Source organism: Dyadobacter sp. SG02, assembly GCF_900109045.1.
Taxonomy (GTDB): Bacteria; Bacteroidota; Bacteroidia; order Cytophagales; family Spirosomataceae; genus Dyadobacter.
Genome location: NZ_FNYL01000004.1, coordinates 122,205 through 148,790, shown reverse-complemented (window position 1 = coordinate 148,790; position 26,586 = coordinate 122,205). Strand labels below are relative to the sequence as shown.

At 46.6% G+C, this 26,586-nt stretch carries 20 protein-coding genes and 1 tRNA gene; 11 read left to right on the top strand and 10 right to left on the bottom strand.

Annotated features, from left to right (window positions below):
* Positions 1-121: 121 nt before the first annotated feature.
* The 5 genes from BMW93_RS10605 to asnS all read right to left on the bottom strand — a co-directional run bounded on the left by BMW93_RS10605 (position 122) and on the right by asnS (position 7,818).
* Positions 122-1,789, bottom strand: coding sequence for a NuoM family protein (locus BMW93_RS10605; protein WP_090375211.1), 1,668 nt, complete (start codon positions 1,787-1,789; stop codon positions 122-124).
* A gap of 29 nt (positions 1,790-1,818) precedes the next feature.
* Positions 1,819-3,801, bottom strand: coding sequence for an NADH-quinone oxidoreductase subunit L (gene nuoL / locus BMW93_RS10600; protein WP_229240339.1), 1,983 nt, complete (start codon positions 3,799-3,801; stop codon positions 1,819-1,821).
* A gap of 33 nt (positions 3,802-3,834) precedes the next feature.
* The gene (locus tag BMW93_RS10595) at positions 3,835-5,046 is read right to left on the bottom strand and encodes a serine hydrolase (protein WP_090375209.1); all 1,212 of its coding nucleotides are present in this window, start codon (positions 5,044-5,046) and stop codon (positions 3,835-3,837) included.
* 96 nt (positions 5,047-5,142) lie between these two features.
* A complete protein-coding gene (locus BMW93_RS10590; RefSeq protein ID WP_090375208.1) occupies positions 5,143-6,294 on the bottom strand; it encodes a T9SS type A sorting domain-containing protein in 1,152 nt (383 codons plus the stop codon).
* Positions 6,295-6,378: 84 nt separating this feature from the next.
* Entirely contained in the window at positions 6,379-7,818 is a 1,440-nt protein-coding gene (gene asnS, locus BMW93_RS10585) for an asparagine--tRNA ligase (protein ID WP_090375207.1), read from the bottom strand.
* Positions 7,819-8,010: 192 nt separating this feature from the next.
* Between asnS and BMW93_RS10580 the strand changes: the two genes are divergently transcribed.
* The 4 genes from BMW93_RS10580 (at position 8,011) to BMW93_RS10565 (ending at position 11,076) form a co-directional block, all read left to right on the top strand.
* Positions 8,011-8,649: a hypothetical protein gene (locus BMW93_RS10580; protein WP_229240337.1), complete on the top strand. Its 639-nt coding sequence runs from the start codon at positions 8,011-8,013 to the stop codon at positions 8,647-8,649.
* Positions 8,650-8,667: 18 nt separating this feature from the next.
* Positions 8,668-9,447, top strand: coding sequence for an enoyl-CoA hydratase/isomerase family protein (locus BMW93_RS10575; RefSeq protein ID WP_090375205.1), 780 nt, complete (start codon positions 8,668-8,670; stop codon positions 9,445-9,447).
* A gap of 89 nt (positions 9,448-9,536) precedes the next feature.
* Positions 9,537-9,610: transfer RNA gene (locus BMW93_RS10570), tRNA-Arg, on the top strand.
* Between the two features lie 251 nt (positions 9,611-9,861).
* On the top strand, positions 9,862-11,076 hold the full coding sequence (locus BMW93_RS10565; protein WP_090375204.1) for a site-specific integrase: 1,215 nt from the start codon (positions 9,862-9,864) through the stop codon (positions 11,074-11,076).
* A gap of 103 nt (positions 11,077-11,179) precedes the next feature.
* Here the strand turns inward: BMW93_RS10565 and BMW93_RS36055 are convergent, their stop codons facing one another.
* Both BMW93_RS36055 and BMW93_RS10560 read right to left on the bottom strand, forming a co-directional pair.
* Entirely contained in the window at positions 11,180-11,449 is a 270-nt protein-coding gene (locus BMW93_RS36055; RefSeq protein ID WP_255372348.1) for an antirestriction protein ArdA, read from the bottom strand.
* Positions 11,344-11,736 carry an antirestriction protein ArdA gene (locus BMW93_RS10560; RefSeq protein WP_255372345.1) on the bottom strand — a complete coding sequence of 131 codons (393 nt, stop codon included), beginning with the start codon at positions 11,734-11,736 and terminating at the stop codon, positions 11,344-11,346. The genes BMW93_RS36055 and BMW93_RS10560 overlap by 106 nt, the downstream gene beginning before the upstream one ends.
* Before the next feature lie 422 nt (positions 11,737-12,158).
* On the opposite strand from BMW93_RS10560, the gene BMW93_RS10555 reads away from it, so the two are divergent.
* The 3 genes from BMW93_RS10555 (at position 12,159) to BMW93_RS10545 (ending at position 14,692) form a co-directional block, all read left to right on the top strand.
* Positions 12,159-13,274, top strand: a complete 1,116-nt coding sequence (locus BMW93_RS10555; protein ID WP_090375203.1) for a serine hydrolase — start codon at positions 12,159-12,161, stop codon at positions 13,272-13,274.
* A gap of 143 nt (positions 13,275-13,417) precedes the next feature.
* Positions 13,418-14,017 (top strand): Imm27 family immunity protein, encoded by a 600-nt coding sequence (locus BMW93_RS10550; RefSeq protein WP_090375202.1) that lies wholly within the window; start codon positions 13,418-13,420, stop codon positions 14,015-14,017.
* 282 nt (positions 14,018-14,299) lie between these two features.
* Positions 14,300-14,692: a hypothetical protein gene (locus BMW93_RS10545; protein WP_090375201.1), complete on the top strand. Its 393-nt coding sequence runs from the start codon at positions 14,300-14,302 to the stop codon at positions 14,690-14,692.
* A 66-nt stretch (positions 14,693-14,758) separates the two neighbouring features.
* Here BMW93_RS10545 and BMW93_RS10540 read toward each other — a convergent pair whose 3' ends face one another.
* From BMW93_RS10540 to BMW93_RS10530, 3 genes are all read right to left on the bottom strand, one after another.
* Positions 14,759-15,061 (bottom strand): helix-turn-helix domain-containing protein, encoded by a 303-nt coding sequence (locus BMW93_RS10540; protein ID WP_090375200.1) that lies wholly within the window; start codon positions 15,059-15,061, stop codon positions 14,759-14,761.
* Between the two features lie 102 nt (positions 15,062-15,163).
* Positions 15,164-18,307, bottom strand: a complete 3,144-nt coding sequence (locus tag BMW93_RS10535) for a DUF3427 domain-containing protein (protein ID WP_090375199.1) — start codon at positions 18,305-18,307, stop codon at positions 15,164-15,166.
* A gap of 52 nt (positions 18,308-18,359) precedes the next feature.
* Positions 18,360-21,332, bottom strand: coding sequence for a DEAD/DEAH box helicase (locus BMW93_RS10530; RefSeq protein WP_090375198.1), 2,973 nt, complete (start codon positions 21,330-21,332; stop codon positions 18,360-18,362).
* Between the two features lie 396 nt (positions 21,333-21,728).
* On the opposite strand from BMW93_RS10530, the gene BMW93_RS10525 reads away from it, so the two are divergent.
* The 4 genes from BMW93_RS10525 to BMW93_RS10505 all read left to right on the top strand — a co-directional run bounded on the left by BMW93_RS10525 (position 21,729) and on the right by BMW93_RS10505 (position 26,315).
* Positions 21,729-22,370 (top strand): hypothetical protein, encoded by a 642-nt coding sequence (locus tag BMW93_RS10525; RefSeq protein WP_090375197.1) that lies wholly within the window; start codon positions 21,729-21,731, stop codon positions 22,368-22,370.
* On the top strand, positions 22,367-23,227 hold the full coding sequence (locus BMW93_RS10520; protein ID WP_090375196.1) for a nucleotidyl transferase AbiEii/AbiGii toxin family protein: 861 nt from the start codon (positions 22,367-22,369) through the stop codon (positions 23,225-23,227). The genes BMW93_RS10525 and BMW93_RS10520 overlap by 4 nt, the downstream gene beginning before the upstream one ends.
* The gene (locus tag BMW93_RS10515; protein ID WP_090375195.1) at positions 23,224-23,592 is read left to right on the top strand and encodes a hypothetical protein; all 369 of its coding nucleotides are present in this window, start codon (positions 23,224-23,226) and stop codon (positions 23,590-23,592) included. The genes BMW93_RS10520 and BMW93_RS10515 overlap by 4 nt, the downstream gene beginning before the upstream one ends.
* 983 nt (positions 23,593-24,575) lie before the next feature.
* Positions 24,576-26,315: a S41 family peptidase gene (locus tag BMW93_RS10505; protein ID WP_090375194.1), complete on the top strand. Its 1,740-nt coding sequence runs from the start codon at positions 24,576-24,578 to the stop codon at positions 26,313-26,315.
* The last annotated feature ends 271 nt before the right edge of the window (positions 26,316-26,586 follow it).

The window sequence follows — 26,586 nt, the reverse complement described above, 5'->3', positions numbered from 1 at the left end:
AGTTCTAAAACATGATTATTTGGGATTCAAATCCAAAATAATCATAATATTTTTGGATTTGAATCCTTAAATATTAGGAATGCCGGTTACTTAATAACAATCGCCTGACCATTCCTGACCACTACTTTAACCCTTCCAACCAAGCCTCAACCGTCGGCCCCGACAGGTCAAACAGCAGTCCCGGCAATATCCCGACCAAAATAGTAAGGATAACTAACGGCACCAGCATAGCCTTTTCGCGGCGTGTGAGGTCGGTGAGGACTTGCGTGGTGGCGTTTTTGTACCAGAATGAACTGAAAAACATGCGCTGAAAGGTCCATAGGAAGTAGCCGGCGGCGAGGACGATGCCTAATGTCGACAATGCCGGAATCCATACGGGCAGGGCGTCGGACTGGAATGCGCCCATGAGCGTGAATAGCTCGCCGACGAAACCCGAGAAGCCGGGTAAGCCGAGCGATGCGAAGAATGCAATGCCGGTGATGACGGTGTATTGGGGCATGACGGTGATCAACCCGCGGTAATGGTCGATACGGCGGTCGTGGGTGCGGTCGTAGAGGACGCCGGTGAGCAAGAAGAGCATCGCCGATAATATGCCGTGACTTACCATTTGGTAGATAGCACCATTGAAACCTTCGGGCGTGAATGCGGCGATACCGAGCAGCACGAAGCCCATGTGCGATACCGACGAGTAGGCGATCATTTTCTTCAGGTCGTTCTGGCCCAATGCATTGAAACCGCCATAAACGATCGAGATCATACCCAGAACGGCCAGGGGGATGGCGCTGTATAATGCTTCGGCAGGGAAGAAACCATCGACAATCCGGATGAAACCGTAACCCCCGATTTTCAGCAAAATACCTGCTAGCACGACGGATATCGGCGTAGGCGCTTCCACGTGGGCGTCGGGCAGCCACGTATGTACGGGCACGACGGGCAGTTTCACGGCAAAACCGATGAACAGGAACCAGAATGCGAGCAGACGCACCGGAATGTCGGCGATGAAAAACTCGGAAGCGGCGTTCATGATCGAGCCGGGAATGTAATTACCGGGATCGGCCAGGTAGGTGAAACGGAATGTATGGATCAACTGCTCGGGTGCGATTTTACCGTCGAAAAGCCATTGCTGGATCTGGGGGATCAAATCGGGATGGACTGCGTCTTCAGGGCCGATGAGACCAACGACGCGTGCCGTTTCCACCGGGTCGATCACCGACAGGTAGAGGCCGATCATGACGATCAGGATCAGCAACGAGCCCAGGAATGTGTAAATAAAGAATTTCAATGCAGCATATTCCCGCCGCGGGCCGCCCCAGAGGCCGATGAGAAAGTACATCGGCAAGAGCATGAATTCGAAGAATAAATAGAAGAGGAAGAAATCCTGCGCGAGAAAACAGCCCATTACGCTGCCGCTCAGCAGTAAATAGAGGCCAAAATACGCCCGCGACTTGTGATTAACGTTCCAGGAACTCACCACGCCCACCAGCAACACCACCACGGCCAGCAGCACCAGCGGGAAGCTGATCCCGTCCACCGCCAATGCATAATCAATCGAAACAACACCGAGAGATCCGATAGGCAATGTAATCCAATCCCTTACTTCGGATAATTGAAGTGCCGCATCCTGACTGCTAAATGACAAATAACTGACAGCCGTAACCAGCACTTCGAGCAACAATGCCACCAGCGCGATGAGGCGGAAATTGTGCTGGCTGTCGACCGGCCAGAATGCGACGGCGGCGGCGCCCAGTAATGGTATGGCAATTAAGAAGGTGAGTATATGATCAATCATCAAGCATTAATTTAACCGGCCGGGCTGCATCAAAATGCAACCAGCCACAATATCAATAAAAAGACGCCCATTACCGTCACGATGTAGTACGACTGTATCCGGCCGCTTTGCATGTTCCGCGCAGCCTGCCCGGCGGAGCGGATCGAGAAAACTGTCAGATGTACCGCACCGTCGACAAACATTCTGTCGAACCAGGCAATGAAGTGTCCGAACACCAGGCTGCCTTTGGCAACCAGATCGACGAGGGCGTCGACAATATTTTTTTCGAAGGCTTTGAGGTACTTCGTAATAAAATCGAAGGGAATGAGGAAGTATTGCTCATTGGAATAACCGCGCAGCCAGTTCCACGGGCTTTGAGCAGGCTCGCCAACCGGTATCGGGTCGTTCACTTTGAATGGATTGTCCGCACTCGTTTCACGGTAAGCCAGGAAAATCGAGACGAATGTAACGGCGCTCGCCACAAAAGGCACCCATACCAAATGCTCGCCGTGCTCCTTCCCGATCCAGTGCAGGAACCAGCCCTCAGCATTGAATGGGTTAATGGAAAACCAGAAGAACAGCGACAATGCCGAAAGCAATGCCATAGGCAACCACATCGCCACCGGCGACTCATGCGGGTGTACGCTTGCGGGAAATCGTTTTTCTCCAAAGAAGACCAGCCAAACCTGACGCGTCATGTAAAATGCTGTTAACCCGGCCGAAAGAATGACCAGTACAGGGAACAAGTAGCCCACCACGCCGAATTCCGAAGCCCAGAGGAAACCTTCGGTAATGATCGCGTCTTTGGAAAGGAAGCCCGAAAAGAACGGTAATCCTGCCAATGCGGCCGCGCAAATCAGGTAACAAATGAATGTAACAGGTAATGCCTTACGCAAGCCGCCCATGGTGCGCATATCCTGCGGGTCATAACCAGGCAATTCATCGTCCGGAGTCACCGCGTGGATCACCGAACCTGCCGAAAGGAACAATCCTGCCTTAAAGAATGCGTGCGTCGCCAAATGGAACAATGCAGTCTGCCAGCTTCCGAAACCGACCGCCATGACCATCAGCCCCAGTTGCGACATCGTCGAATAAGCGAGAACCTTTTTAATATCCCAGCCTTTCAACGCCTTTACGGCACCGGTAACCATGGTAATCGCCCCGATAACGAGTATTACCAACCGGGCGTCGATCGTAAGCAAAAAGGATATTCTGGCCAACAGGAAAATACCTGCCGCTACCATCGTGGCGGCGTGGATCAATGCCGAAACGGGCGTCGGGCCTTCCATCGCATCCGGGAGCCAGCCGGAGAGCGGGAATTGCGCCGATTTACCTACGCAACCACCAAAAAGACAAATACCGATGGCAGTCAGAATGCCGGGCGGAATGGAGCCGATTTGGAGCGAAAGCACTTCAAAGTCCGTAGAACCGATATAGTAGAAGAGCATTAATATGCCCGTAAGGAACGCAGCGTCGCCAATGCGGTTGAGGACAAATGCCTTCTGCGCTGCCCAAACGGGTCGTTTTTTAGTATACCAAAAACCAATCAGCAGGTAGGACGACAGTCCGACAAGCTCCCAGAAAATGTACATCACCAGCAAACTGCCCGAAAGCACAATGCCGAGCATGGAGAAGAGGAAGAGCTGAATGAATGCGAAATAGCGGTTCACATTCCGGTCGTCGTGCATGTAGGCGGTCGAAAACAGCTGCACGAGCAATGCCACAAAATGCACGATAACGAGCATCATCGCCGAAAGGCTATCGAAACGAAAGGCGAGTTCAATCGAATGGCTACCTATTGTAAGCCATTGAAAACGAATGTAATGGTCGGTTCCGGGATCGGCAAAAGTCAGGCTTGTGAACAGTCCCGCTGCGGTCACCAGAACCCCGATCCATCCTGCAAATTTATTTAGACTTGTTCCACCGAGCCACAGCAACAAAAAGCACGAAAACGGCAAGCCCAACAGCAAATAAGCAGGTAAGTGGAATGCGGTGTCGGGCATAAGGTGCGGGAATGCGTTTAATTTCGGCAAATATCCTGAATTCGCGGCCGAATTCAAACAATGCTAGATGTCTTTCTCAATATCATCGATCTTCACCGAACCATGTACAACTTCCAGCAGTTCGCGCAAGTCGTACGTAGAGCGATTATACGTATTGCCGAGGACAATGATCACCGCATCGTCTTCGGGGCATACCCATAGCATGGTGTTGTAACCTTTCCACCAGCCGCCATGGTAGATAAACCGCGGTGTATGGTCGTCCTTGATGTGCATACGGAAGCCGTAGCCATAATTGCGGATACCATCGCGTTCGAAACTGCGGGGCTTGAATGCTTCGTCGAGCATCTTCTTTTCGAGGATAAGCCCTTTGGTGAGGCCGTTGTAGAACCGGTAAATATCCATTGTAGTGGAATACAGTCCTTTGTCGCCGACGACTTCGTCATAATAATCCTTTTCCAGCCTGCGGCCGTACTGGTGACCGTCGGTGCGGTTTTTCGTGGCGGCGATGGTCGTATCGGTAACAAGGTAGGTATTCTGCATGCCCAGCGGCGTGAAAATCTGGCTGTTCAGGTATTTGCCGAACGAGTCACCGGTCACTTTTTCGACAATGGCGGCCAATACGCAGTAGTTGGTATTGCAATAGTTGAACGAGCGGCCCGGACGGTTGTAGGGTGTCGGGGTGGGGACCACTTTGGCATACCAATCGAGAATATCGAGGTTATCAGGATATTTCCGGCCGTGACGGACGCTGTCGTTGAATGAGTAAATGTAATTAGGCAACCCGCTGCGGTGGCTCAGCAGCATATCGACCTTCACGCCGTGGTAAGGGAAATCGGGGAAAAAGCGTTGCACCGAGTCATCGAGCGCCACGCGGCCTTCCTGGATGAGTTTTAAAACCGCTACCGCGGTAAATGGCTTTGAAAGTGATGCCAGCTGGAAACGCGAATCGGTAGTGAGCGTGTCCTTCGCGCGCATATGGGCGAAGCCGAACGAATTTTGGTAAAGTATCTGGCCTTTCTGAACAATGAGCACATTGCCATTGAAGCCCGCGTTCCTTTTACGCCTGAAAATGTCTTCGATCTTCGCGATTTTCTCTGCCGTTTTGGCATCAGGGTTCGTTACCCGCACGGGATCGAGGTTTTTGACGGATTTGCCAGACACGGCCACGTCCGGGGAATCGGTCTTGTTTTTTCTTACTAATCCCCAGGAAATCAATAAAATAACCAGGACGGCAACGGCCATCCACCACACTTTCGGCTGCACTTTTTTCAACATAGGCTTTTGGCCTTTAATAATAGGAACGTTGCCATGCTAACGACGGGTCGAAAGCATTTTCTATATTTTACCATTACAAATTAAGCGCAGAATGCTTTACGGAACCAGCACTTTTAAATGTTCTTTTACACCATTCTTTACGTATACTACAAAATAGATGCCAGAGGGTAGTGGCCCGGAAGGAGTGAGGAATATACGTCCGCCAGGGCCGTTTTCGCGGCGGAATGGTACCGAAACGCCCGATTTGTTGTACAAAGTGAGTAACGCTTCGTGGCTGTCGGCGGCGGTTAATGCGATCATGCGTGACGTCAGCGGGTTAGGCGCTACCTGCACGCCGGAGAATGGTTCAGGATTGAAAACCACAATCGGTTTGCAGGTCGCGAAGCCCGCGTCTTTGCCCACCAATCTTAACCTGTAATAATTGTTCCCTACCGAAGGATCATTGTCGATAAACGTATAGTAAGTCCGTCCCATCGTCTCGCCGGAGGCTGCGACTGTTCCGATCGGAGCGAATGCTTTCATATCAATGCTTCTTTCAACAATAAATTCCTTGCTGTTCTTTTCCCAGCTGGTTTCCCATTCCAATGCTACTTGTCCATTTTCTGCATTGCCATACACTGGAACGCCCTTGAAATAATTCAGGTCGACCGGCAGCACAATGGCCAGTACCTCGCCATTTACAGATATTTCATCAAGCCCCAGTGTCCCGTAGATATCGACGGAATTGAAGGCATAAATCCTGACGGAAAACTGGTTACCCGACAGGTTTGTGTAGCTGACGGGAACCGTATAAGTTTTGTAAACACTGTTGTCTGTGATGACAAATGCATTCAGGTCTGCCGCGAAACCATCGTAACTCGTTCGGATTTTAATGTTATTAGGCCCGTTTGGCGAGTGGCGCAGGCGAAATGACAGGGAAGTAATGTTGTATTTGAATGAATTGGCCGCAAAAGTGAACTCCGTGTACCGGGAGGCGGAGAAAGCGGCCGGCCAGGGCCTGATCGTGTAACCGGCGATGAACGCGCCGCCTCCCGTGCTGTAAACCGTGGGCAATGTAAATGTGTTGGGCCCGCCCGCGAGTATGGCGTCCGACGGCGCAAAATTGGCATGGTCCGAAACCCCGGCCTGGGTGTAATCCATCGTCCATTTGACATGGAACGGCTCGTTGGCATTTGCATTAAAAACGAAGAGCAGTACCGCAGCCGCGGCCGCAATACTGCTCTTCAAGAATGATCTGTTCTTTTTCATGTGCGTGTTGTTTAAAGTAAAACTTACACTAACTGCTTTACTTTTTACGTAAAGCCATGAAAAAGGTAACAGCTTGTAGAATAATTAAAATTCCGCGCTCTTAGGATAGCGTGGGAACGGAATCACGTCGCGGATGTTGCCCATGCCGGTCACAAACTGCACCAGACGCTCGAAACCCAGTCCGAAGCCCGAATGCGGTGCCGTTCCGAACTTGCGCGTTTCGAGGTACCACCATACGTTTTCGGGATCGATGCCTACTTCATGCACGCGGCCGAGGAGTTTCTCATAATCCTCTTCACGTTGGCTACCGCCGATGATCTCGCCGATGCCGGGGAAGAGAACATCCATTGCGCGAACGGTTTTACCATCCTCGTCGAGTTTCATATAGAATGATTTGATCTCGCGGGGATAGTTGGTCAGGATTACCGGTTTCTTGAAATGCTTCTCCACCAGGTAACGCTCGTGCTCGCTCGACAAATCGATACCCCAGCCCGTCACCGGGAACTGGAATTTGCCTTCTTTTTGTGGTTTTGATTTTAGCAAAATCTCGATTGCCTGGGTATAGGTCAATCTTTCGAACGGGTTATCCACCACAAATGCCAGCTTTTCCAGCAATGGCAGATAACGTTCGTTCTGCGGTTTGTTCTTTTCTTCTTCTGCCAGGCGGTTTTGAAGGAAATTCAGATCGTCCTTGCAGTTCTCCAATGCATAAGTGATCACCTTTTTGACAAAATCCTCCGCCAGGTCCATATTGTCTTCCAGCTCAAAAAACGCCATTTCCGGTTCGATCATCCAGAATTCGGCGAGGTGGCGCGTCGTGTTGGAGTTTTCGGCGCGGAATGTCGGGCCAAACGTATAAATTTTCGAAAGCGCCATCGCACCCAGCTCGCCTTCCAGCTGGCCGGAAACGGTGAGGTTAGCCTCGCGACCGAAAAAATCTTCTTTAAAGTTGATCGCCCCTTCTTCCGTACGAGGCAGGTTGTTCAGATCGAGCGTCGTTACACGGAACATCTCGCCCGCGCCTTCCGCATCCGAAGCCGTAATTACCGGCGTGTGCAGGTAGAAAAAGCCCTTTTCGTTGAAATACTGGTGCACCGCGAATGCCAGCGCGTGACGGATACGCAGGATCGCGCTGAACGTGTTCGTACGCGGGCGCAGGTGAGCGATCTCGCGCAGAAATTCCAGCGAATGCTTTTTGGGTTGCAATGGATATTGCTCAGGATCAGCCGTTCCGTAAACTTCGATGTCGGTGATTTTTACCTCCACCGTCTGTCCCGCACCTTGCGAGGCGACCAGTTGGCCGGTTACTTTAAGGCAAGACCCGGTGGTTACTGTCAACAGCAGCTCGGCAGAAAACTGACCGGGTTCAGCCACTGCCTGGATATTATTTATGGTCGACCCGTCATTCAACGCGATGAAAATCGCGTTTTTGCTTTCTCTTTTTGTTCTTACCCAGCCCTTTACAACAACCGATTGGTTTTCAGGCGCAGTTTGTAAAATGTCTTTGATTTGCAACGGTCCCATTTTGTTCAATTCAATCTTTAAAATGTCAGCCGGGAATGCCCGGTTTTTTACGAATGAGGCGCAAAATTACAAATTCGGCCCCGAAAACCTATTGTAGCGCTGCAACTTACTTTTCTGTGGAACCCAATCATTGTACAGTCTGGTTTTCAACGTAATTTTGTTTGCATCATCCTGATTAAAGACCTAATTACCTTGAATAACCGACTTGCCATCATACTATCGGTGGTTTTCCATCCGCTGATACTTACCACATACCTGTTTGCATTGCTCTTTTTCCTTGTGCCCGATCTCGTGGGCGTAAGTGCGTTCGAGTGGCCCGCGCTGGGGAGCCTGCTACTTCTGCTGTGGCTGAACACCTTCATTGCGCCGGCCATTATGATGTTTTATTTCAAAAAGATGGGCATGATCACCTCGCTGTACGTGGAAGATGCCGCAGAGCGTCGGATTCCCTACCTAGCATGTGTGATCATTTACGGGTTAGCTACCTACCTGTTCGGCTGGCAGCTGCAACCGATCGGTGAGCTTGCCCCGCAAATATCCGTCATCCTGGCCAGCGTGACGCTTTCGCTCGTAGTCGTGGCGATGGTGAGCTATTTCTGGAAAATCAGTGCCCACGCGACCGGTATCGGCGGGGCGATAGGCATGCTGTCGGGACTGATGATCCGTTTCGACGAAAGCGCATTGCTGCTGCCGTTGCTGCTCGCGATACTCATCGGCGGCTGGCTCATGAGCGCGCGCCTGCAACTGAATGCCCATACGCCCCAGCAAATCCTCGCCGGCGTATTTTGCGGACTGCTCGTCAGTAGCGGCACGGTGTATTTCTACTTTTGATAGAAAGCACTTCACAGCATGTATCAAAACCTCATTTACGAGAGCCGCGACGGTGTCGCCCGCATTGCGCTCAACCGCCCGGAAGTATTCCACGCATTGAGCCCCGCACTCATCGCCGAAATCACCAATGCCGTCCAAACCGCCGCAGACGACGATTCCATTCGCGTGGTACTCCTCACTGCTACCGGCGAAAAGGCGTTCTGCTCTGGCGCCGACCTGAAAGAAGCCTCTGCATCGGGCAAAGGCGCCGGCGAAATCCTGAAAGAATACTACGAGCCGATGATCACCGCCATCCGCGACATTCCAAAACCGGTGGTATGCCGCATGAACGGCCTTGCCGTAGGCGCCGGTTGCTCACTGGTGCTGGCCTGTGACGTGGTGATTGCCGCCGAAGACACCTATCTGAGCCTCGCATTCGTCCAAATAGGCCTCATGCCTGATGCGGGTGCGACGTTTATGTTACCAAGGCTCATCGGCGTTGCCCGCGCTTTCGAACTGGCCTCTACGGGCAGGCGCATCCCAGCTTCCGAAGCCAGGCAAATAGGTATGATCGCTCATTCCGTAGCCCGCGAAGCGCTCGACGAAGAGACTGAAAAGCTCGTTAAGTACTATCGACATGCCCCAACCGGCGCCATCGGAGCGATGAAGCATGCATTTAACCAATCGATGCACTCCAACCTCCCACAAATGCTGGAAAAAGAGCGGGAGAGTCAGGAAATGCTGTTTGGAACCCGGGATTTGCAGGAAGGCATATCCGCATTTCTCGAAAAAAGGAAGCCTGATTTTCAGGGTAATTAGCAGATTTTGCAAAAATTCTTCATAAATTTATTTGCCAGGATTTGCGACTACGAAATTCATCTCCTACATTTGCAGTCCAATTCGGAAACGGTTGCGTAGCTCAATTGGATAGAGCACCTGACTACGGATCAGGAGGTTTGGGGTTCGAATCCCTACGTGACCACTTAGTTCAATAACAAAAGACAACAAAAGCCTGTAAATCAACGATTTGCAGGCTTTTTTCTTTGCTTGAAAATGCCAAAATATGCATGTTTTGCCAAAATTCTGGTGAGCATCTGGTGAGCAGCAGTTTTGATAAAAAGTGCTCACCAGAATGCCTGTAACTCACTTTATTTCAGCATGTTCAAGCATTAAACATCTTGATTTTCTGACTGTCGCAATCCTAGTTTTATTATTCATTAAAACCAGATTGCTATGTTCACAAACAGTTTCTCTGTGCTCTTTTACCTGAAAAGAAGGAGCAATTATGTTTCAGGAGATCTTCCCATTTACCTACGGATAACCGCCAGCGGCCATCGCATCGAATTAGCAACAAAGAGGACCTGCGAGCCCGAAAAGTGGAATTCCGCGGCAGGCCGCAAAAGCGGAACCAAAGAGGATACACGGCAACTCAATGTTTACTTGGACACCCTGCAGTCCAAAGTGTATGAAATACATCGTCAACTAATCGCCGACGAACAGGAAGTGACCGTCGAGACAATCAAGGCAAAATTGACTGGCCAGTCAGAAAAAAGGACGATGTTCCTTCAAGAGTTTGAAAAGCATAATAATCGACTCATCGAACTGAAAGACCAGGAATATGCAAGGGGTACGATTCTGCGGTATGCCGCTTCGTACAAGCACGCGAGAGAATTCATCTCTTGGAAGTACGGCAGCGCAGATATCGAGATACAGAAGCTCAACTATGAATTTATCGCAGATTTCGAATTCTGGCTTAAATCCAACAAAAAGTGCGGCCATAATACGACAATGCGGTACATAGCCTATTGTAAGAAGATTGTATTAAGCTTAATAAAACTCGGACTTTTACAAAAAGACCCGTTCTTCGGTTTCAAAATCCGGAAAAAGGAAGTGAATCGCGCTGCACTCACAGAGAAAGAGCTGAAAGCTATCGATTCAAAGAAATTTCCGTCCGCGCGCCTTACCCAGGTGCGAGACATTTTTCTGTTTAGTTGCTACACCGGCTTGGCTTACGTAGATGTGCAGAAGCTGTCGCGATCTGACATCAAGACAGGCCAGGATGGCGAACAGTGGGTAATAATCAATAGACAAAAGACCGGTTCACAGTTTCGCGTTCTGTTGCTTCCAGCAGCGTTAAAAATCATAGCAAAATATGAGAATGAAGTGCAATGCCATGCGACTGGGAAGCTGCTGCCCATCCTGAGTAATCAGAAAATGAACGCATACTTAAAGGAAATTGCTGATGTCTGCGGTATTGACCGCAACATCTCATTCCATATAGCTCGCCACACGTTCGCAACAACGGTCACTCTTTCAAATGGGATTCCCATTGAGAGCGTTTCTAAAATGCTTGGCCATTCGAACATCAGAACGACTCAGATTTACGCTAAGATCGTAGATAGCAAAATCTCGGGCGACATGCGAAAGTTAAAGAAACGGTATTCGTAGATTTGTGATAACGCCCAGGAAACATGCAAATGGGTGGCCGACACGCTCCCCAATTTATTAAAAAGCACTGCATAGACGTTCGTCAATGCAGTGCTTCGCCTTTCTAGTGGTCCGAGAAGACATGACCATCATATTCACTGTATCCTTCCAAAAACAAGTCTCTCGCAAAAGCCTCATAATCAAGGTATTTTTCTAGCGTGGATGGCACACTCGACAGCAGCCCTGTCTCTTCCGCATATTGGTAAGTATATTCAAGCTCAGGATCTTTCATTGATCCTCCAAAGAATCCGCGGTAGCTTTCCCGGAATCCTTCGAGTTGGTCATCCAATTCGTACCCATTGGATGGCCAGTAGTTAGTCTGTCTACAGTAAATCTCGAATGCTTCGACAGTTTCGTCGTCCATTTCACAAGTAGCCTCAAAGTAGCCGAAAGCTTCTTTGTGAAGGCTGCATTCTGATACCAAAAATCTAGAATGTTCTCCCAGTCCTGAAACATCAACTCCGGATCCAGTTCATTACGATGAAACTCAAAACAGTCTTGCAGGAATTCCTTAAGGTCAGCATATTCCGTCAGGTCAAACCATTTGCCGAACAGTGATCCACTATTGTACTGACCATACGTTCCTACATAGATTCTTGGAGCATTTTCGAGATTTCTCATGATTGAAAGGCGTCTAAGTAGCTTGCCCCTGGCTTTGTGCTCAGGGCAATCGCTGCCTCTCACTCGAAGAAAAAATGACGGGCTTGCCCCTTGGTTGCAAGCCCATCCGGCGATTTAAGGTGCGTGTAACTGACGGATCAGCTAAAAAGCCGGATGACGCAGTGCAGACTTGCAATCGTCATTTTTTGCTTTGTAATTTTCGCTTGCACTGAGCGCAGTATTTAAATTAAGCAAAACTTCGCATCAGTTTCCACGATAGCTATAAGTACTCTCGCAAGTAACGTTTGGTAGTACATGCACCAATAATAGAAAGATATTGTAAGCGAAGGCTTCCAACCGTCATATTTTGAATTGTAACTTTCGTTTGAATTGATCTCAGTTTAATTTCAGCTTTTGATAACGCCTCACTTCTAAAAATCTTCATGAAGCATTGTGTACTTTTCTGCGTGTTTCTTTTGCTAAGTCACACCTTACAGGCCCAGATAGAGGTGGACTCCCTGATCGAAACGCAGATGAAGGAATTGCATATTCCCGGACTTGCCGCGGCAAAAATTGAGAACGGTAACATTTCCTGGATGCGTCATTATGGCTTTCAAGACATCGATCAAAAAAAACCTGTGACTGCCGAAACTATCTTTCATATCGCTTCCTTATCAAAAACAGTCACCGCAGCCGCCATCATACAACTTAATGCAAAAGGCTACTTCAATCTGGATGACGACATTAACCGGTTTCTACCGTTTCGGATCTTGAACCCGTCGTTCCCACAAGCTTCCATTACATTTAGGCAGTTACTGCGGCACCGCTCCTCGATCGCGGATAATTTGGATTACCTTTTGCCATTTTGGGAAAATAAATACCAGCAGACGGATATTCCGTTGTACGTCTTCCTGCGAGAATACCTCATGTGGGGCGGCAAAAAATATCATTCAAACAAAAACTTCATCACTACAGCGCCAGGCGATCAGTTCGTATACTCTAAAGTTGGCTATGCGTTGTTAGGATATTTGGTAGAGAGGATCTCAAAAATGCCGTTTGACAGATACTGCAAAACCCACCTGTTTGATCCATTGGGGATGAGCCAAACAAGCTGGTTTCCGCACCAACTCCCTCACTTACAACTGGCGACGCCATACTCCTATTCAGATTCGCTTAAAACCTTCATAAAACATCCGCAAGGGAAATATCCTGACTATCCAGCAGGCCAGCTCAGATGCACTTTGAAGGATCTTGCCACCTTTTTGGCCTGCTGGTCTAACGACGGAAATTTTAATGGTAGGCAAATCATTCCACCGAAAGCAGTTCAGGCGCTTACACCCAAAGATATGAGCTTGGGATTTCATACCTGGTTTATGTATTTGCTCAATACCGAGACACCCATGTACAGCCACAGCGGGCATGGCCCGGGCATATCCACCTACATGCTTTTTGATCCGTTTTCGAAAAAAGGATTGGTTATTCTCATGAACGGAGAGTTGTCCGACTATTTCAAGTGGAGAACGTTGATCGCAACTTTATATAATGATACCAGGCACTAGTGCTTGCTATTCTTATGTGAAGATTTCTATACACGTCTAACGGCCAACTATTTACATCAATGGCGTCAATATTCTGGCAGTATAAGCGTACAAGATTTCATCTGAATCTGGTATTTTCTCAGTTATAGTTTAGCTCGCGTCTTATGCTGAAATGGTTTAAAGGGACTCTGTCGAGAATTGCTCGCTCTTTTGGCAATAGAGAGAATCGGACTTTGGTAGATCCAACAGAACTGAAAAATAGTGAAAGCAGTGCATTCCGTTATGATTCTGACGGCTTTACAATTATCTATAAAGAATTTTCGTCGAGAGTGGAATGGAGTGCTATTTCTCAAGTCAGCGTTTTCAAGTTAGACTTAATCACAATAGATAGAATTGACATGGATATCGTCCATGAGGATATGGTTCTATCTATCAATGAGGATCTGCCTGGGTGGTCTGAATTTCTAGAGAAACTCCACGAGACGTTTCCAGACATCCCAAAGGACTGGTACATAGACATTTGCCTACCGGCATTTGCAACAAACTTTTCTGTCATCTACAACAGATCCCCTGACATCGTATTAACGGGCAGAAGACTCGAGCTTAAACTGGAAACTCTTGTCAAAGTGCGAGGTGATAGTGATTGGAATGCCTACTATTTGGATTCTGACGGATCAAAATGGATCAAAAGTTACCCTGATTCCGGATATCACGGAGGCGGATTACCTATCCTAACCAGAGTTGCACAATTTCCAGATGAATGAGAAATGGGTGATGAATGCAATGTTATTCCGCAATTTCGAGGCAGGTTAATATTGAATTTCACAGAAAGCTACCAAATCACAATCGGCTAGCAACTTACAGAAATACGACCGGATTAGATGACGTCAGACCGTAGTAGATAATATTTAACTTAATACGAAATTCTTGAATGATCATTGTTAATTTGGAGTGTGCCAAGCCGCGATCACTCTGAACGACCCGACATTAGCTCGGCTCCTTTTGCAACTGACTGTAAGTAAGAAAAGAATTAACGAATTTGTAGCATGGAACTAATTGAACGAGTCGCCCATAACAACTGGATACTAGTTCTCTGCTTTATAGTTTCATGCGGATTTTCGTTATTTTCTCAAATCCCCAAACCGGCAACAACACCGGAGAATATTGGCTTATTCCTCAAGCCAGGATTTGAGCCGCTCGAACTCCATAAACCACGGGTTCGAGATAATTCAAACTTTAAACCAGAAAATTTTCAATTTCCCCAAGCATCAGGCAAAAGCTTAAATGATCGACTGGAAGTCGGGGTAAGTGCAGAAACGGTCGACTGTAAACCGTCTTGGGGGTTATTTAAATTCAGGGTCAACAGCAAAGGACAAATCGTGATATTTCTATTAAATCGCGTTGTGATAGATTTATTGGATCGTGACACGCACAAGTAACGCTTTTACTGATAGATTGCTGCCTGTCATGGAATCGAGTGTCAGAAGACACTTACCTATTGAAGTCTATTCGCTCGGTTTACCAAGCAACTTCAAATCCTGCAACTTTCTTCCAAGCTCGTCATCCGCGGCCAGTTTAAGGAAATCTTCGTGCAGATTTAGAACCCTCAAAACATTAAAATACGCCCCTATAGATACGCTAGGGCTGCCTTTTTCGATGTGATAAAGTGTAGTACGGTCAATTCCCGCCCGTTCAGATACTTGAATGGTCGTAAGTTTGCGCCGCTTGCGAGCCAGTTTTATGTTTTCGCCCAATTGCCCAAACATCTTCAAAAATTTCGGCAAAACAATTTGCTTCTTACTTTTCATATGTTGTTTATTTCAAACACAAACAAACGTAATGTTGAAAATACGCAACATCATTAGTCATTCTATCATTTTAGCGAAATTTGGCACCCGTGATCCTGGCAATTACCCGACCGCCATCTTTGCCATATCTTTCCAAACATAATGCGGAGCCGGCTTTTGCAATGCCCAATTGATACTCATCGGCTTCGCTCCATAATGTTCGATATAATCCGCCAGGCCTAGGAAGACATAGGCAATCGTATTATTGAATTCATCATTATTTCTTTCCCTGACGAAAAGCAGAATCGATTTTCCCGTCTGCTTCTGAGTGATGTAGGACAACCCTTTGCCTGTTTCAGGCCGAGCTGTGTTCTGAGACTGCCAGTGAAATATCTTTTCACTGACAGCATAGTCGTCGTACAATGTTGTTGGAGAGTAATTGGCCTCGGTCTTTTCAAGCGTTATGAGCAGCAGTTCAGCATTCTTCGCTTCAAGGTTTACCACGCCTTCGCGGTTGCTAGATTTCTTTTCGAATGTACTTTCACCAAAAGCGGCCAAGATTTGTTCTCTCGAATATCGGCTGTGTACTTTGAGCGGTTGAACGAAAGGTAGATCAACGTCCATTTCGATGTGCGCGATCCTGTCGACAACAAGTTCGAGCAGCTCGATCACTTCACTCACTAGCTGTTCATTTCTTCCAATTTTTGCAATACTTGCCGATAGGTCCTCTGCCCCGCCTGGGCTTTGCCAGAAATCGTAATGCAGCATGGTAAGCATCAGCTTTTCTTGATCGGACAATGCATTTACTTCTATTTTAAAATTGCGCCTTGCCAATCTCAAAATGAAAGATAGATAGCTGAACGAGTTACAACAAAGCCACTTTTTCAGTATCGTGCGCTTCGTTTCCTCCTCGTTGATTGGCGATAGATCATCCAGCCGCTTCGCCAACTGGCAGAGTCTGCTCCAAGTGCCTCGCCTGTAAATTGCTTGTAGCGGGATGTTATGAAACGTAACAAAGTTTTTGAGCGATAACGGCAGGTTCGTTTGATGCCGGAAATTGGCGATTTTGGTAACAAGCTGATTTCTATTGAGCTGCGTCGCCGACCGTATATTTTTCAGAATAACATCCTTGGCCTTCTTTTCCAGCACAATGGAGCATCCCAGCGGCAGATGTGGAAAATCCCGTTCGACCTCTTCCAACGTCGAGGTATTGGTCTTGCCTATCAATGCGCGGAATTTCCCCTCAAAGTCATATTCCGGCCGGGCGTTGCCCACGAAGTCAAGAACGGTCAGGCACTCCTTCCCTTCTGACAATCGCAAGCCCCTACCCAATTGTTGGAGAAATACAGTCAAACTTTCAGTAGGCCGCAAAAATAAAACCGTATCTATTTCCGGAATATCAACACCTTCGTTGAAGATGTCGACCACGAAGAGATAATTTATCTCCTTTTTTTGTAGCCTCAACTTGATGCTGGATCTCAACGCCTCCCTGTCGCCTCCGCTAATCAAGTAATCTGCTTTTAGTCCAGCTAGCAAGAATTTCTGCGCCATGTATTCCGCATGTTCGCGAGTAACGCAAAATCCGAGAGCTCTAACATCCTCAAAGTCGGTGAGATACTTTTTGCAATGGTTAATTATTTCTCCCACCCTGAGGTCGTTGCGAGTGTAAATCTTCGTTAACTCGCTAGGGAGGTACCGTCCATTCTGCCAGATGGCATTAGACAAATCAGCACTATCACTAATCCCAAAATATTGAAAAGGACAAAGCAGTTTCCTGTTCATCGCCTCAGGCAATCTGATTTCGGCTGCAATCGTATCACAAAAATCCGCCAGAATATCAGCCCCGTCAGTACGCTCGGGAGTCGCGGTTAAGCCAAGGAGCACCTTCGGCTTGAACTTATCTAAAATTGGGCGGTAACTATTTGCAGCAATGTGGTGCACTTCATCGACAATAATGAAGTCGTAATAACTTTCCAAGAGCGGAAGCTCCTGAATTCGGTTAGCCAGTGTCATGACGGACGCGAATACGACATCGTACTTATCTGGCTCGATGCCATCTACCCAGAGGTCACCAAAGTTGTTATCGCGTAAAATGCCTGCAAAGGTTGCCCTTGCCTGCATTAGGATCTCTTTCCTGTGCGCGACGAACAGCAGTTTTGCATTGGGATTGGTCCTAAGGAAGTTTTTGAAATCAAATGCCGAGACTACCGTTTTACCCGTGCCGGTCGCGGCTACAATCAAGTTTCTAGTCCTGTTGTGGATTTGGCGCTCCGCTAAGAGTTTTTCCAAAATTTCCTCCTGGAACGGCAAAGGCTTAATATCAAAGAACGAAGTCCCATCGAGCTGCCCTCTGCTTCGTTCTCTTCCTAGCGCCAATTTCAGCTTCTCTGAATGCTCGCCAGGCTTGAAGTGCTGAAACTCGCCGTCTTGCCAATAGGTTTCGAAAGTCTTTCCGAACTTGTCTATGATATGGCCAACCTCCTGAGTTGTCACTTTCAGGTTCCATTCCAGACCGCTGGTAAGCGCGCTCCTTGAAATGTTGGATGAACCGATATAGCCAGTATGAAAGCCTGTATCTCGAAAGAAGAGATACGATTTTGCATGTAAGCGCTCATTCTCCGTATTGTAGGACACCTTCACCTCACTGTTCGGCAGGCCAGCTAAAAATTCCACGGCCTTCAAATCCGTCGCGCCCATATAGGAGGTCGTGATGATTTTAAGGGAGCTACCCCGCCGCGCGAATTCTTCCAGCTGCTTCTGAAAAATTCTGATGCCTGACCATTTAATGAAGGAAACTAAAAAGTATATCTTATCAGAAGACAGGATCTCTTTTTTCAGCTCACTTTCCAGCGAAAGCCCTACATTAGAACCCGTAAACAACTCGCTTTGACCTAAACCGGTAAATGGAGTAATTTCCTTGATATGCTTCTCAAAATCGGAAAATGGCGCATCCATCTTCGTGAATACCGCATTCAAGATTTTACCATTTACCGAAACCAGATCCTCTTCAAAATCAGCATGATCCAACTCCGCTCGAAGTACTCTGATGATCTTGTTTGACAGTGCAATTTGATGTTCAATACTGTCATCTCCCGTGATTAAGCTCAGAGCGTAGTTTAAAAGTCGACTTACATGCTGGCTAAGGACGCGCGCAACATCGCTCTTCTCGACGAGTGTCTCCTTTACATAGAATTGCTGTTTATCGAGGGAGCCTATTTTTGAAGCGATAAGCTTAGTGATCAAATTCTCGTAAAGGCCTTGCTGCATGGGTAGGGTTTGGAAATAGTATTCGGATAAAATTGCAAAATAGTGTCGCAAATCAAACCAACCGCTCCTCTAAATCGTCCTTCCAAATTACAAACCCCTTTCGATTATCTGAATAGTCATGAACTATCCGACTGAAATGACTAGGAGATGACTTTAAAAATTCCTGACGACCTTCGTTCCGGATTTTATTAAGGTCGCTCTCCAACGCTTGAAGGGCATTTTTTAGTTCGGCAATACTTTTAGAAACATGCCAAATGTAGGTTGCTTCTTCGGTGTCAAGCGTTTCCATAACGATGTGGTATTGGTATACACCGGCCAGTAAGAATACAAAGGCAAAGGGACTCAGTACGAAACGAATTTTGAGAATGCTACCTTCATGCTGCTCGGAAAGGTACCTTAGCTGGCGTTGATGTTTGTAATTGCCTTTTGTAAGCGCATCGGCAAGCAGATCCTCGGCTGACTGGTATAGCAACTGACCATCCTGACCGTTGCTAATCACCTGATTCAGTTGTATTTGACTCTTTATGAAGCGATTTCCTTTAAAGATCATTTTGTCGGAGAAGCGAAACCTTACAGCCTCTACCACTTCACGGTTGAACTTGTTTATATCTTCCGATTCGGCAGATTGAGCAATTACTACCCCCTTTTCGACTATGAAGTGTATATCAATTTCGACCGTCTTAGATTTTAGATATCGTTCGAAGTAGGGCTTCAAAACCTCAAACTCCGGTCGGATGTTTAGATTTTCAATGTCGAAGGTCAGCTTTTGTTCCAATTCCCGCGGCTGAAAAGTGAATTGAATGCCTCCAAAAAGAAATTCAAGGGATTGAATTGGCACTCTGACGGTTCTCTGAATGCTGACTTCTTGCGAAGATGATATTTCCGGCGCTGAATCTACCGGCAGATCAAACAATGTTGTTTGTTTTGCCAGCCTGCGATAATAAATATTCCTTTTTAGGAACATCCGATTGAGATATTCTACATTGATATCCCGGTAGTCATAAATGGTAGGAGTAGTCTCAGACCGTTGAACCCTGCCCATGTACTGAATTAATTTACCTTCGAAGGAAAACGGATATACCAGAAACAAACAGTGCGCATTGTCCAGATCTGTTCCTTCACCAAAATACTGACCTGTTGTGATTAATATCTGATAGTTCTTCGCTTTCAACTGTTTCCATTTGCTAGCTCGGTCGCTTTCGGTGTCGTCTCCGCTTAGCGTTAGCACATCGAACGTCTGTTTTAGATAGTGGTATAAAGAATCAATATGTTCCTTTCTTTCGGTAAGAATCACTACTCTTTTGCCTTTCCCGACCTCTGTGCTTACATCAGCTAGAATCATCCTATTTCGCGCTGAATCATGCACCAGCATTTTTGACAACGTTTCGAATCGGTCTGTTTTTTCGTTGAAGGGAACGTCCAGACTTGTGTTTCTGATAATGATCTCAGGATGCTTCGCATGACCAATATCTTCGGACTTTATCTCAGCTATGACTTCACCCAAATGAACGAATATTAATTTCCCATCACTATACTTCCGAAAAGGAGTGGCGGTCAAACCGTAGCAATAGTAGGGATGGAATTTACTCAGCGTATCCTGAAAAGTCTCAGCTGGCACATGGTGGCACTCGTCAACGATTATCAAGCCAAAGGCTTGGAAAATATCCGGCGAATCAGATTTCGATAAGCTCTGAATCGTGGCAATCGTGATTTTCTGCCCAATAGTGACCTTTCCACTTACAATCTTTCCGATTTCCTTTTTGGGAATACCAAGAAATGCCTCTATTCTTTCGGCCCATTGCTCAGCAAGCTGTTTCCGATGGACAATAATAAGTGTTGGCTGGTGCTTATCTGCCACTATTTTCAATGCAATCACGGTCTTACCTGCCCCAGGCGGAGCTACGATAACACCCATATCCTTTTTCTCTGACGCATTTAAAGCAGGTAGCTGATAGTCTCGCAAAGCGGCGTTGAAGGTAAATACTATATCTGCGTGTCGCTTCCGCCTATCAGTAAAGCGATAAACAATGCCATTATCTCTAAAAAAACGAATTAGCTTTCCGGCGAAACCTCGCGGAAGCGATAGCAGGTTCTCCGACTGTTCAATGAGGTTGAAAAAGCGTTTGGTCTGATAGGTATTTCTTCCGCTATTCTTTTTGACAATAAATGCTGTGTTGAAAATATTCAGCTTCTCTTTCAGGAAATTACTTACGGCAAGGGGGAGATGACTTACATTTAGAGTTAGCTTGTTAGCTAGTACGATTTCCAAATCTTCATGCAGCGGAACACTTTTACTCCCGTCCTCTGACAATTTTGAGAAGATGTTGTCCAAAGTTTTTGTTGAGGTGCGTTCAATCCCTCTCAAAAACTGCCACTGATCTCGAAAGGGTGCATGGGTTATAAGATCAATAAAACAGCTGTTGCCAGCAATTAGCGTGGATTTGTATAATGGCAATGCGATTAAATTTCCCAAGCCTTTCCCTGTCAATCTATCCTGGTTTGGGAACAGGCGATCAAAACTCGAGTTTTTATCAAAACTCGAAAAAGCGCCGGACTGCGTTAGCAACGATGTAATTACGTTACGGCTTTTATGAGCAGGATATGGCCGGTCGAAGAAAATCCAAACATGGCCGCCATTTCCTGAACGCGATCGTTCCAGATAAGCTGGAATGGACAATTCCCTACAAACCTTTATAAACTCGACACTTTCAATAATCCAGTCCTTTTCATCAAAATCCGCTACGATAAACCAAGAGGTATTATCTTCAAGCAACGGGTAAAGACCGACAAGCTGCTCCCCATTAAGATGTTTGCTGTACTGTTCATCGCTGAGTGCCAGGTAGGATTTGTCGGGATAATTCTGGAACGTGCCGCCATTTCTTTTATGAGCCATCAAACGGTAGGGGTCAAAACTGTACACAGGCATGTAGCCGCTCTTTCCGTCCTTTTCCCAACGCGTAGCAAATACGTCACTACGTCCTCGAAAAAGGGATTTAAATAGTCCCAAATCAAATGTGTCGTTCATTTATCGTTTCGGATATTAGCCTAATTTTCCAATGGAGCGAGTAAACTGATAAAAAGTGAAATACACAATCTTCCTCTCTTCAAATTTCAACTACATAGCAGGTGTAATACTATACCCAAACGCGGTACCGTTACTGTTTGCTCGCCCCTTACAATTCCGATTTCACTCGCCAACTTCTGCCATGGAACCACGGATGATTTTATCTAATCTACAATTCCACCCATCTCTGTTTCAACCTCCAACGGAAATAAAACCTATGTCGATTGAAGCGAATGCCACTTCTAACCGATCTTTTCTGTGACTTGCTTTCTGGCGACACACGTTGACAGGCAACGAAAAACGTTAATTCTTAGCAAGATAATCGGAAATTTTCCGATTATCTTGCTAAATTTACGCATGGATTTATCCCAAAGCATACGAAATCTTTCCAGCCAGCCATTAACGCATCAGCTACTCACCTCGCTGTTGAAAGACTACAAACGCCCCAACGATAAAATCCATGAGCTAATCTCCGCTGGCATTATTGAGCCTGTTAAGAAAGGCCTGTACTTACCATCCATAAGACTTTCAGAAACACGTACAGAGCCATTCCTTCTCGCAAACCACATGCTCGGCCCGAGTTATGTGTCGTTCGACAGTGCGCTATCGTACTACGGATTGATCCCCGAGCGGGTATTCGAAGTTTCCTCCGCAACGACAAAAGCTTCCCGCCGGTTCGACACGCCAACTGGTGCATTCAGTTTTACACGAATCCCGCTACCCTATTACAGCTTCGGGATACGGCAAGTCGCGGTCGGAAAAGATCAGAATGCGCTTATCGCGTCCCCAGAGAAAGCTTTATTCGACAAAATAATCAATACAGCGGGTTTAAACCTCCGAAGTAAAACCACAGCCAGCGAATACCTGATTGAAAATCTGAGAATGGACGAAGACCAATTGAAACAGCTGGACGTACAAGTAATGGAGACGTGGCTAAGCGATTCGCCAAAAAAACGCGAGAGCCTGGCGCAGGTCATTAAACTCATCAACGAACTATGATTAAGGAATGGCTGGCAAGTTACAATCCTGCCAACAAAGATGATGCAACGCAGGCGCTGCGTGAAATCATGCAGGAAGTTGCGTTGGCTGGGCTCTATCGCAAGGGCTTCTTCGAAAAGGCTGCATTCTATGGCGGCACCGCACTTCGCATCTTTTACGGACTCGACCGCTTTTCCGAGGATCTCGACTTCTCGTTGCTCGAAATGAACCCCAATTTTTCGATCAATACGTATATACCTGGCATCATCGATGAATTCGAAGCGCTGGGAATGCATGTATCGGTCAAGGAAAAACAGAAGGCCGTAAAGACCAACATTGATTCCGCATTTCTGAAATCGGAAACGATCTGGCGGGAACTGGTTCTGGAAGGTGTTGTGCCTCAGCAAGGGCTTGAACAAATAGCTAGCATCAAAATCAAACTGGAAGTCGATACCATGCCGCCTCCGGGATTTGATACCGAAGAAAAGCTCCTACTCCAACCATTCTCTTTTTATGTGAAGTGTTTCAGCATTTCCGACCTCTTCGCCGGGAAAATGCATGCGCTGCTGTTCAGGAAATGGAAAGACAATGTTAAGGGCCGCGACTGGTATGATATGGAATGGTATATCCGTAAAGGCGTGGTCTTGAATCTTAAACACTTCGCGCTACGTGCGAAAGACAGCGGCGATTGGGTGCAGGAAAATATCAGTGAAGCCGAGTTTCGGGAGTTGCTGGATGCAAAAATAGATTCAGTTAACTTCCAGCGGATCAAGGATGATATTCGGAGATTTATACCGAATGCCGGTGTTTTGGACATTTGGAGTCCACAGTATTTTCATGATCTGTCGGCGAAATTGAAAATCAACTCAGAGCGATGAAATTCGAAGAGAGCATATTAACAAAGACTATTTACTATGTCGACGCTTCCATTTTGGCAACGATTGATGCCGATTTCAATTTTATCGAAGGTGCTGGCTGGTATGAGCTTTATCAGTATAACTATGATCAAAGCTTTTGGAGACTAGACAGATTCGATAAGCTGCAAGAGCAATTTTTCGTCAAACTTCCCTTCACGGATGATTGGGCTAACTACAATTCGCAGGAGATGGAAATCGAGTTATTACGAAAAACGAGGGGTGCTACAACAACGCCGTGTGTATGGCAGGAATGTGGAAAACCAAGTCTTATGGGACTTGCCTTTTGCGAAAGGCACGCCTATTTTGAAATGGGAATCAGAAAGTAGCTGTCGTTATTGAGTACACATATAAAAAACCATTGTCAAAGGAATTGAAAGTTCGTAGTTTTACCCGATAACAAGTCGCAGTTACCACCGCCAAAAACCACAGGCATTTTCCAAACTTTGAACACCAAAACCACCCGAAAACTCACCCCAAAACCAGCGAAAATCATCAATCAAACACGTCAATTTTCGCCAAAAGAATTATACATAACAAATATACTGCTGTACTATATGTATAAAAAATAGTGAGTCATTCGTGTAGTTCACTTCAAATTAAGGAGACAAACGCTTGATTACAAGCCAATTAAAGGCAAAGTTCGAGACCCGTCTCCCTCCCTTGAAATAAGTTCAAAGTCAAACAAAATGCCTGTAAATCAATGATTTGCGGGCATTTTTGTTTTTCAGATCATATCAAAAAGTGCAAAAAATTGGGGATCAGGGATCAGTCCGAAAAACTTGAGAGCGAAGAAAAAAGCTGTTTTTTACTGAATCAATATTTCTGTCGGTAATATAGGAATTGGCACAGATTGGGAATCGATACCGAGCAATGAGTTTGAGTCTTGGGTTCCTTGAATTATCGTCGGATCCGATGTAGTAAGGCACTCTAAAGAAGACGGCTATCCAGAATCGAACCTTGTATCCCGTATCCTACCCTCCACTAGATAACGCCTCCAAACGCCCCATCATCTCATCTTTCTCCTTCAACGTCCGATCATACAAAGCAATCTTCTCCTCATGAAGCTGAATAATCTTTTCAAGAGAATTCAAGTAAATAGTGCCGTGGTAATAGGAGTTATCATTGAACGTATTGGCAATCGTCGGCGTACTTGACGTACTTCATCCTTTTATAGCCGCTGTGCATTCCATCGGTGTAAGGCAGGGTAAGTTTTGTGAGCTTAACGGTTTTGATAGATGATAAGAGTTGCTACTTCAAAACAGCTTAACCCGGATAGCGAAAAGAAGCCAGTTATAAATCGAAAATCATTATGAAGCAGTTGATATTTGTCGTTTTCGTGCTGGTGAGCAACTTTTCATTCTCGCAGATCAATACAGGCAAAACATTAGAATCCAGGCATTTGGCAAAAGCCGAAGACGATAAGGAGTTTGATAACGGCTCGACGCTTACCCGGGAACAATTGCTGAAAATCCCGGGCAATGAGCTGGCCGAACTTGGTAAAATCTGGGGATTTTTGAAGTACCACCACCCGGCTGTTGGCAGCGGTAAGTACAATTGGGATTACGAACTTTTCAGGATCTTGCTTAAATATAAGGACGCGGGAAACAAGCAGGCGAAGCAGACGCTATTAATGTCCTGGATCGACAGCCTGGGTCCTTTCGAAGAACGAAAATATGCCTACACACAATCCGGCAAAATTGCGCTCCATCCTGATTTAAGCTGGATTCAGTCTTCCGGTCTTCATGAGAAGCTAAAATCCCGGCTCATGGCGGTTAAAAACGCTGAAAGGACGGCGGAGCATTACTACGTGGGAGCAATGCCGGATGAAAATCCGGAGTTCAAAAACGAGAATCCTTACGAGTCAATGCATTACCCGGACGCCGGGTTTCGTTTGTTGGCCCTCTTTCGCTACTGGAATATGATCCAGTATTATTTCCCATACAGAAATCTGACAGACGGAAGCTGGAACGATGTTCTCGTTGAATTTATCCCGCAATTCCTCAATGCGGCCGATGAGATAGATTACAAATTAACAGCATTAAAACTCATTGCGCAGATCAACGACACGCATGCGGATATGCAGGGCGATTCGGTGCTGAATAACTATTTCGGTGATAGAAATGCAGCGCTCGATGTATCATTCATAGAGAATAAAGCTATTGTAACGGGCTATCACCATAAAGTGCTGGGAGAGAAGTCGGGTTTGAAGAAGGGGGATATACTCCAAAAAATCAACGGGAAAGCTGTTGCGGAAATTATCCGCGAGTCCCTTCCGATTACGCCGGCTTCTAACTATCCAACGCAGCTGCGCAAAATAGCGACCAGGCTTTTGCGGACCAACGATTCTCTGATTGTGGTGGATTACAAACGCGGCCTTGAAACCGGAAGATTAGCGCTCAAAAGTTATGATCTGAAAACCATGCAGATACCGCGGAAAAATCAGCGGAAAGACACTTGCTTCCGAATGATCCGGTCCGATATTTCATATTTATATCCGGGCTCATTCAAAAACCGCTACTTGCCGAAAATAAGGCCGGAGATTCTTAAATCCAGGGGCCTGATCATAGATCTGCGGTGCTATCCCAGTGACGATCTGGTGGATACTTTCTCCCATATACTACTTCCCTCTCCGCGGAAATTTGTAAAATATTCCGTTGCGAAACTGACGGAGCCCGGCCTTTTTGAATTCACAAGTCCCATTCAGACCGGGGCCGAGAATGGGGACTATTTTAAGGGACAGGTTGTAATCCTGATCAACGAACTCACCCAGAGTGCTGCCGAATATACCGCAATGGCATTCCAAACCGCTCCAAAAGTCAAAGTGATCGGAAGTACCACTGCCGGTGCGGACGGTAATACATCCGCTATCTATTTGCCGGGCAATATAATGACATACATCAGTGGTCTCGGAGTGTTTTACCCGGATGGCCGTCAAACCCAGCGAGTCGGCATCATTCCCGACATTGAAATCAGCACTACCATTAAAGGAATCACGGAAGATCGTGATGAATTAATAGAAAAGGCCATTGAAATTATCAACGGCAAATAGCTATTTTAGAAATCAACCATCCCGATCCAGCCGGGGCTGTTCACGAAAATTTTGCGTCGGTCAACTCGATTTTCTTACCCTTTTGCATCGCGGTAAGCTCTCCTCCTGCCACAGTCAGCATTGCTTTGTTTTCAGGAGCTCTGAGATGACTTGCTGCAACGATTGTAGGTTAGCAGGGAGGAATATAGGTAAAGGCGAAAAGGTGAAGGCTTTTAAGTTCGGCCTCGTTGCCCTTATCATGCGCAATTGCCTCATTCTACCATCCAGCATC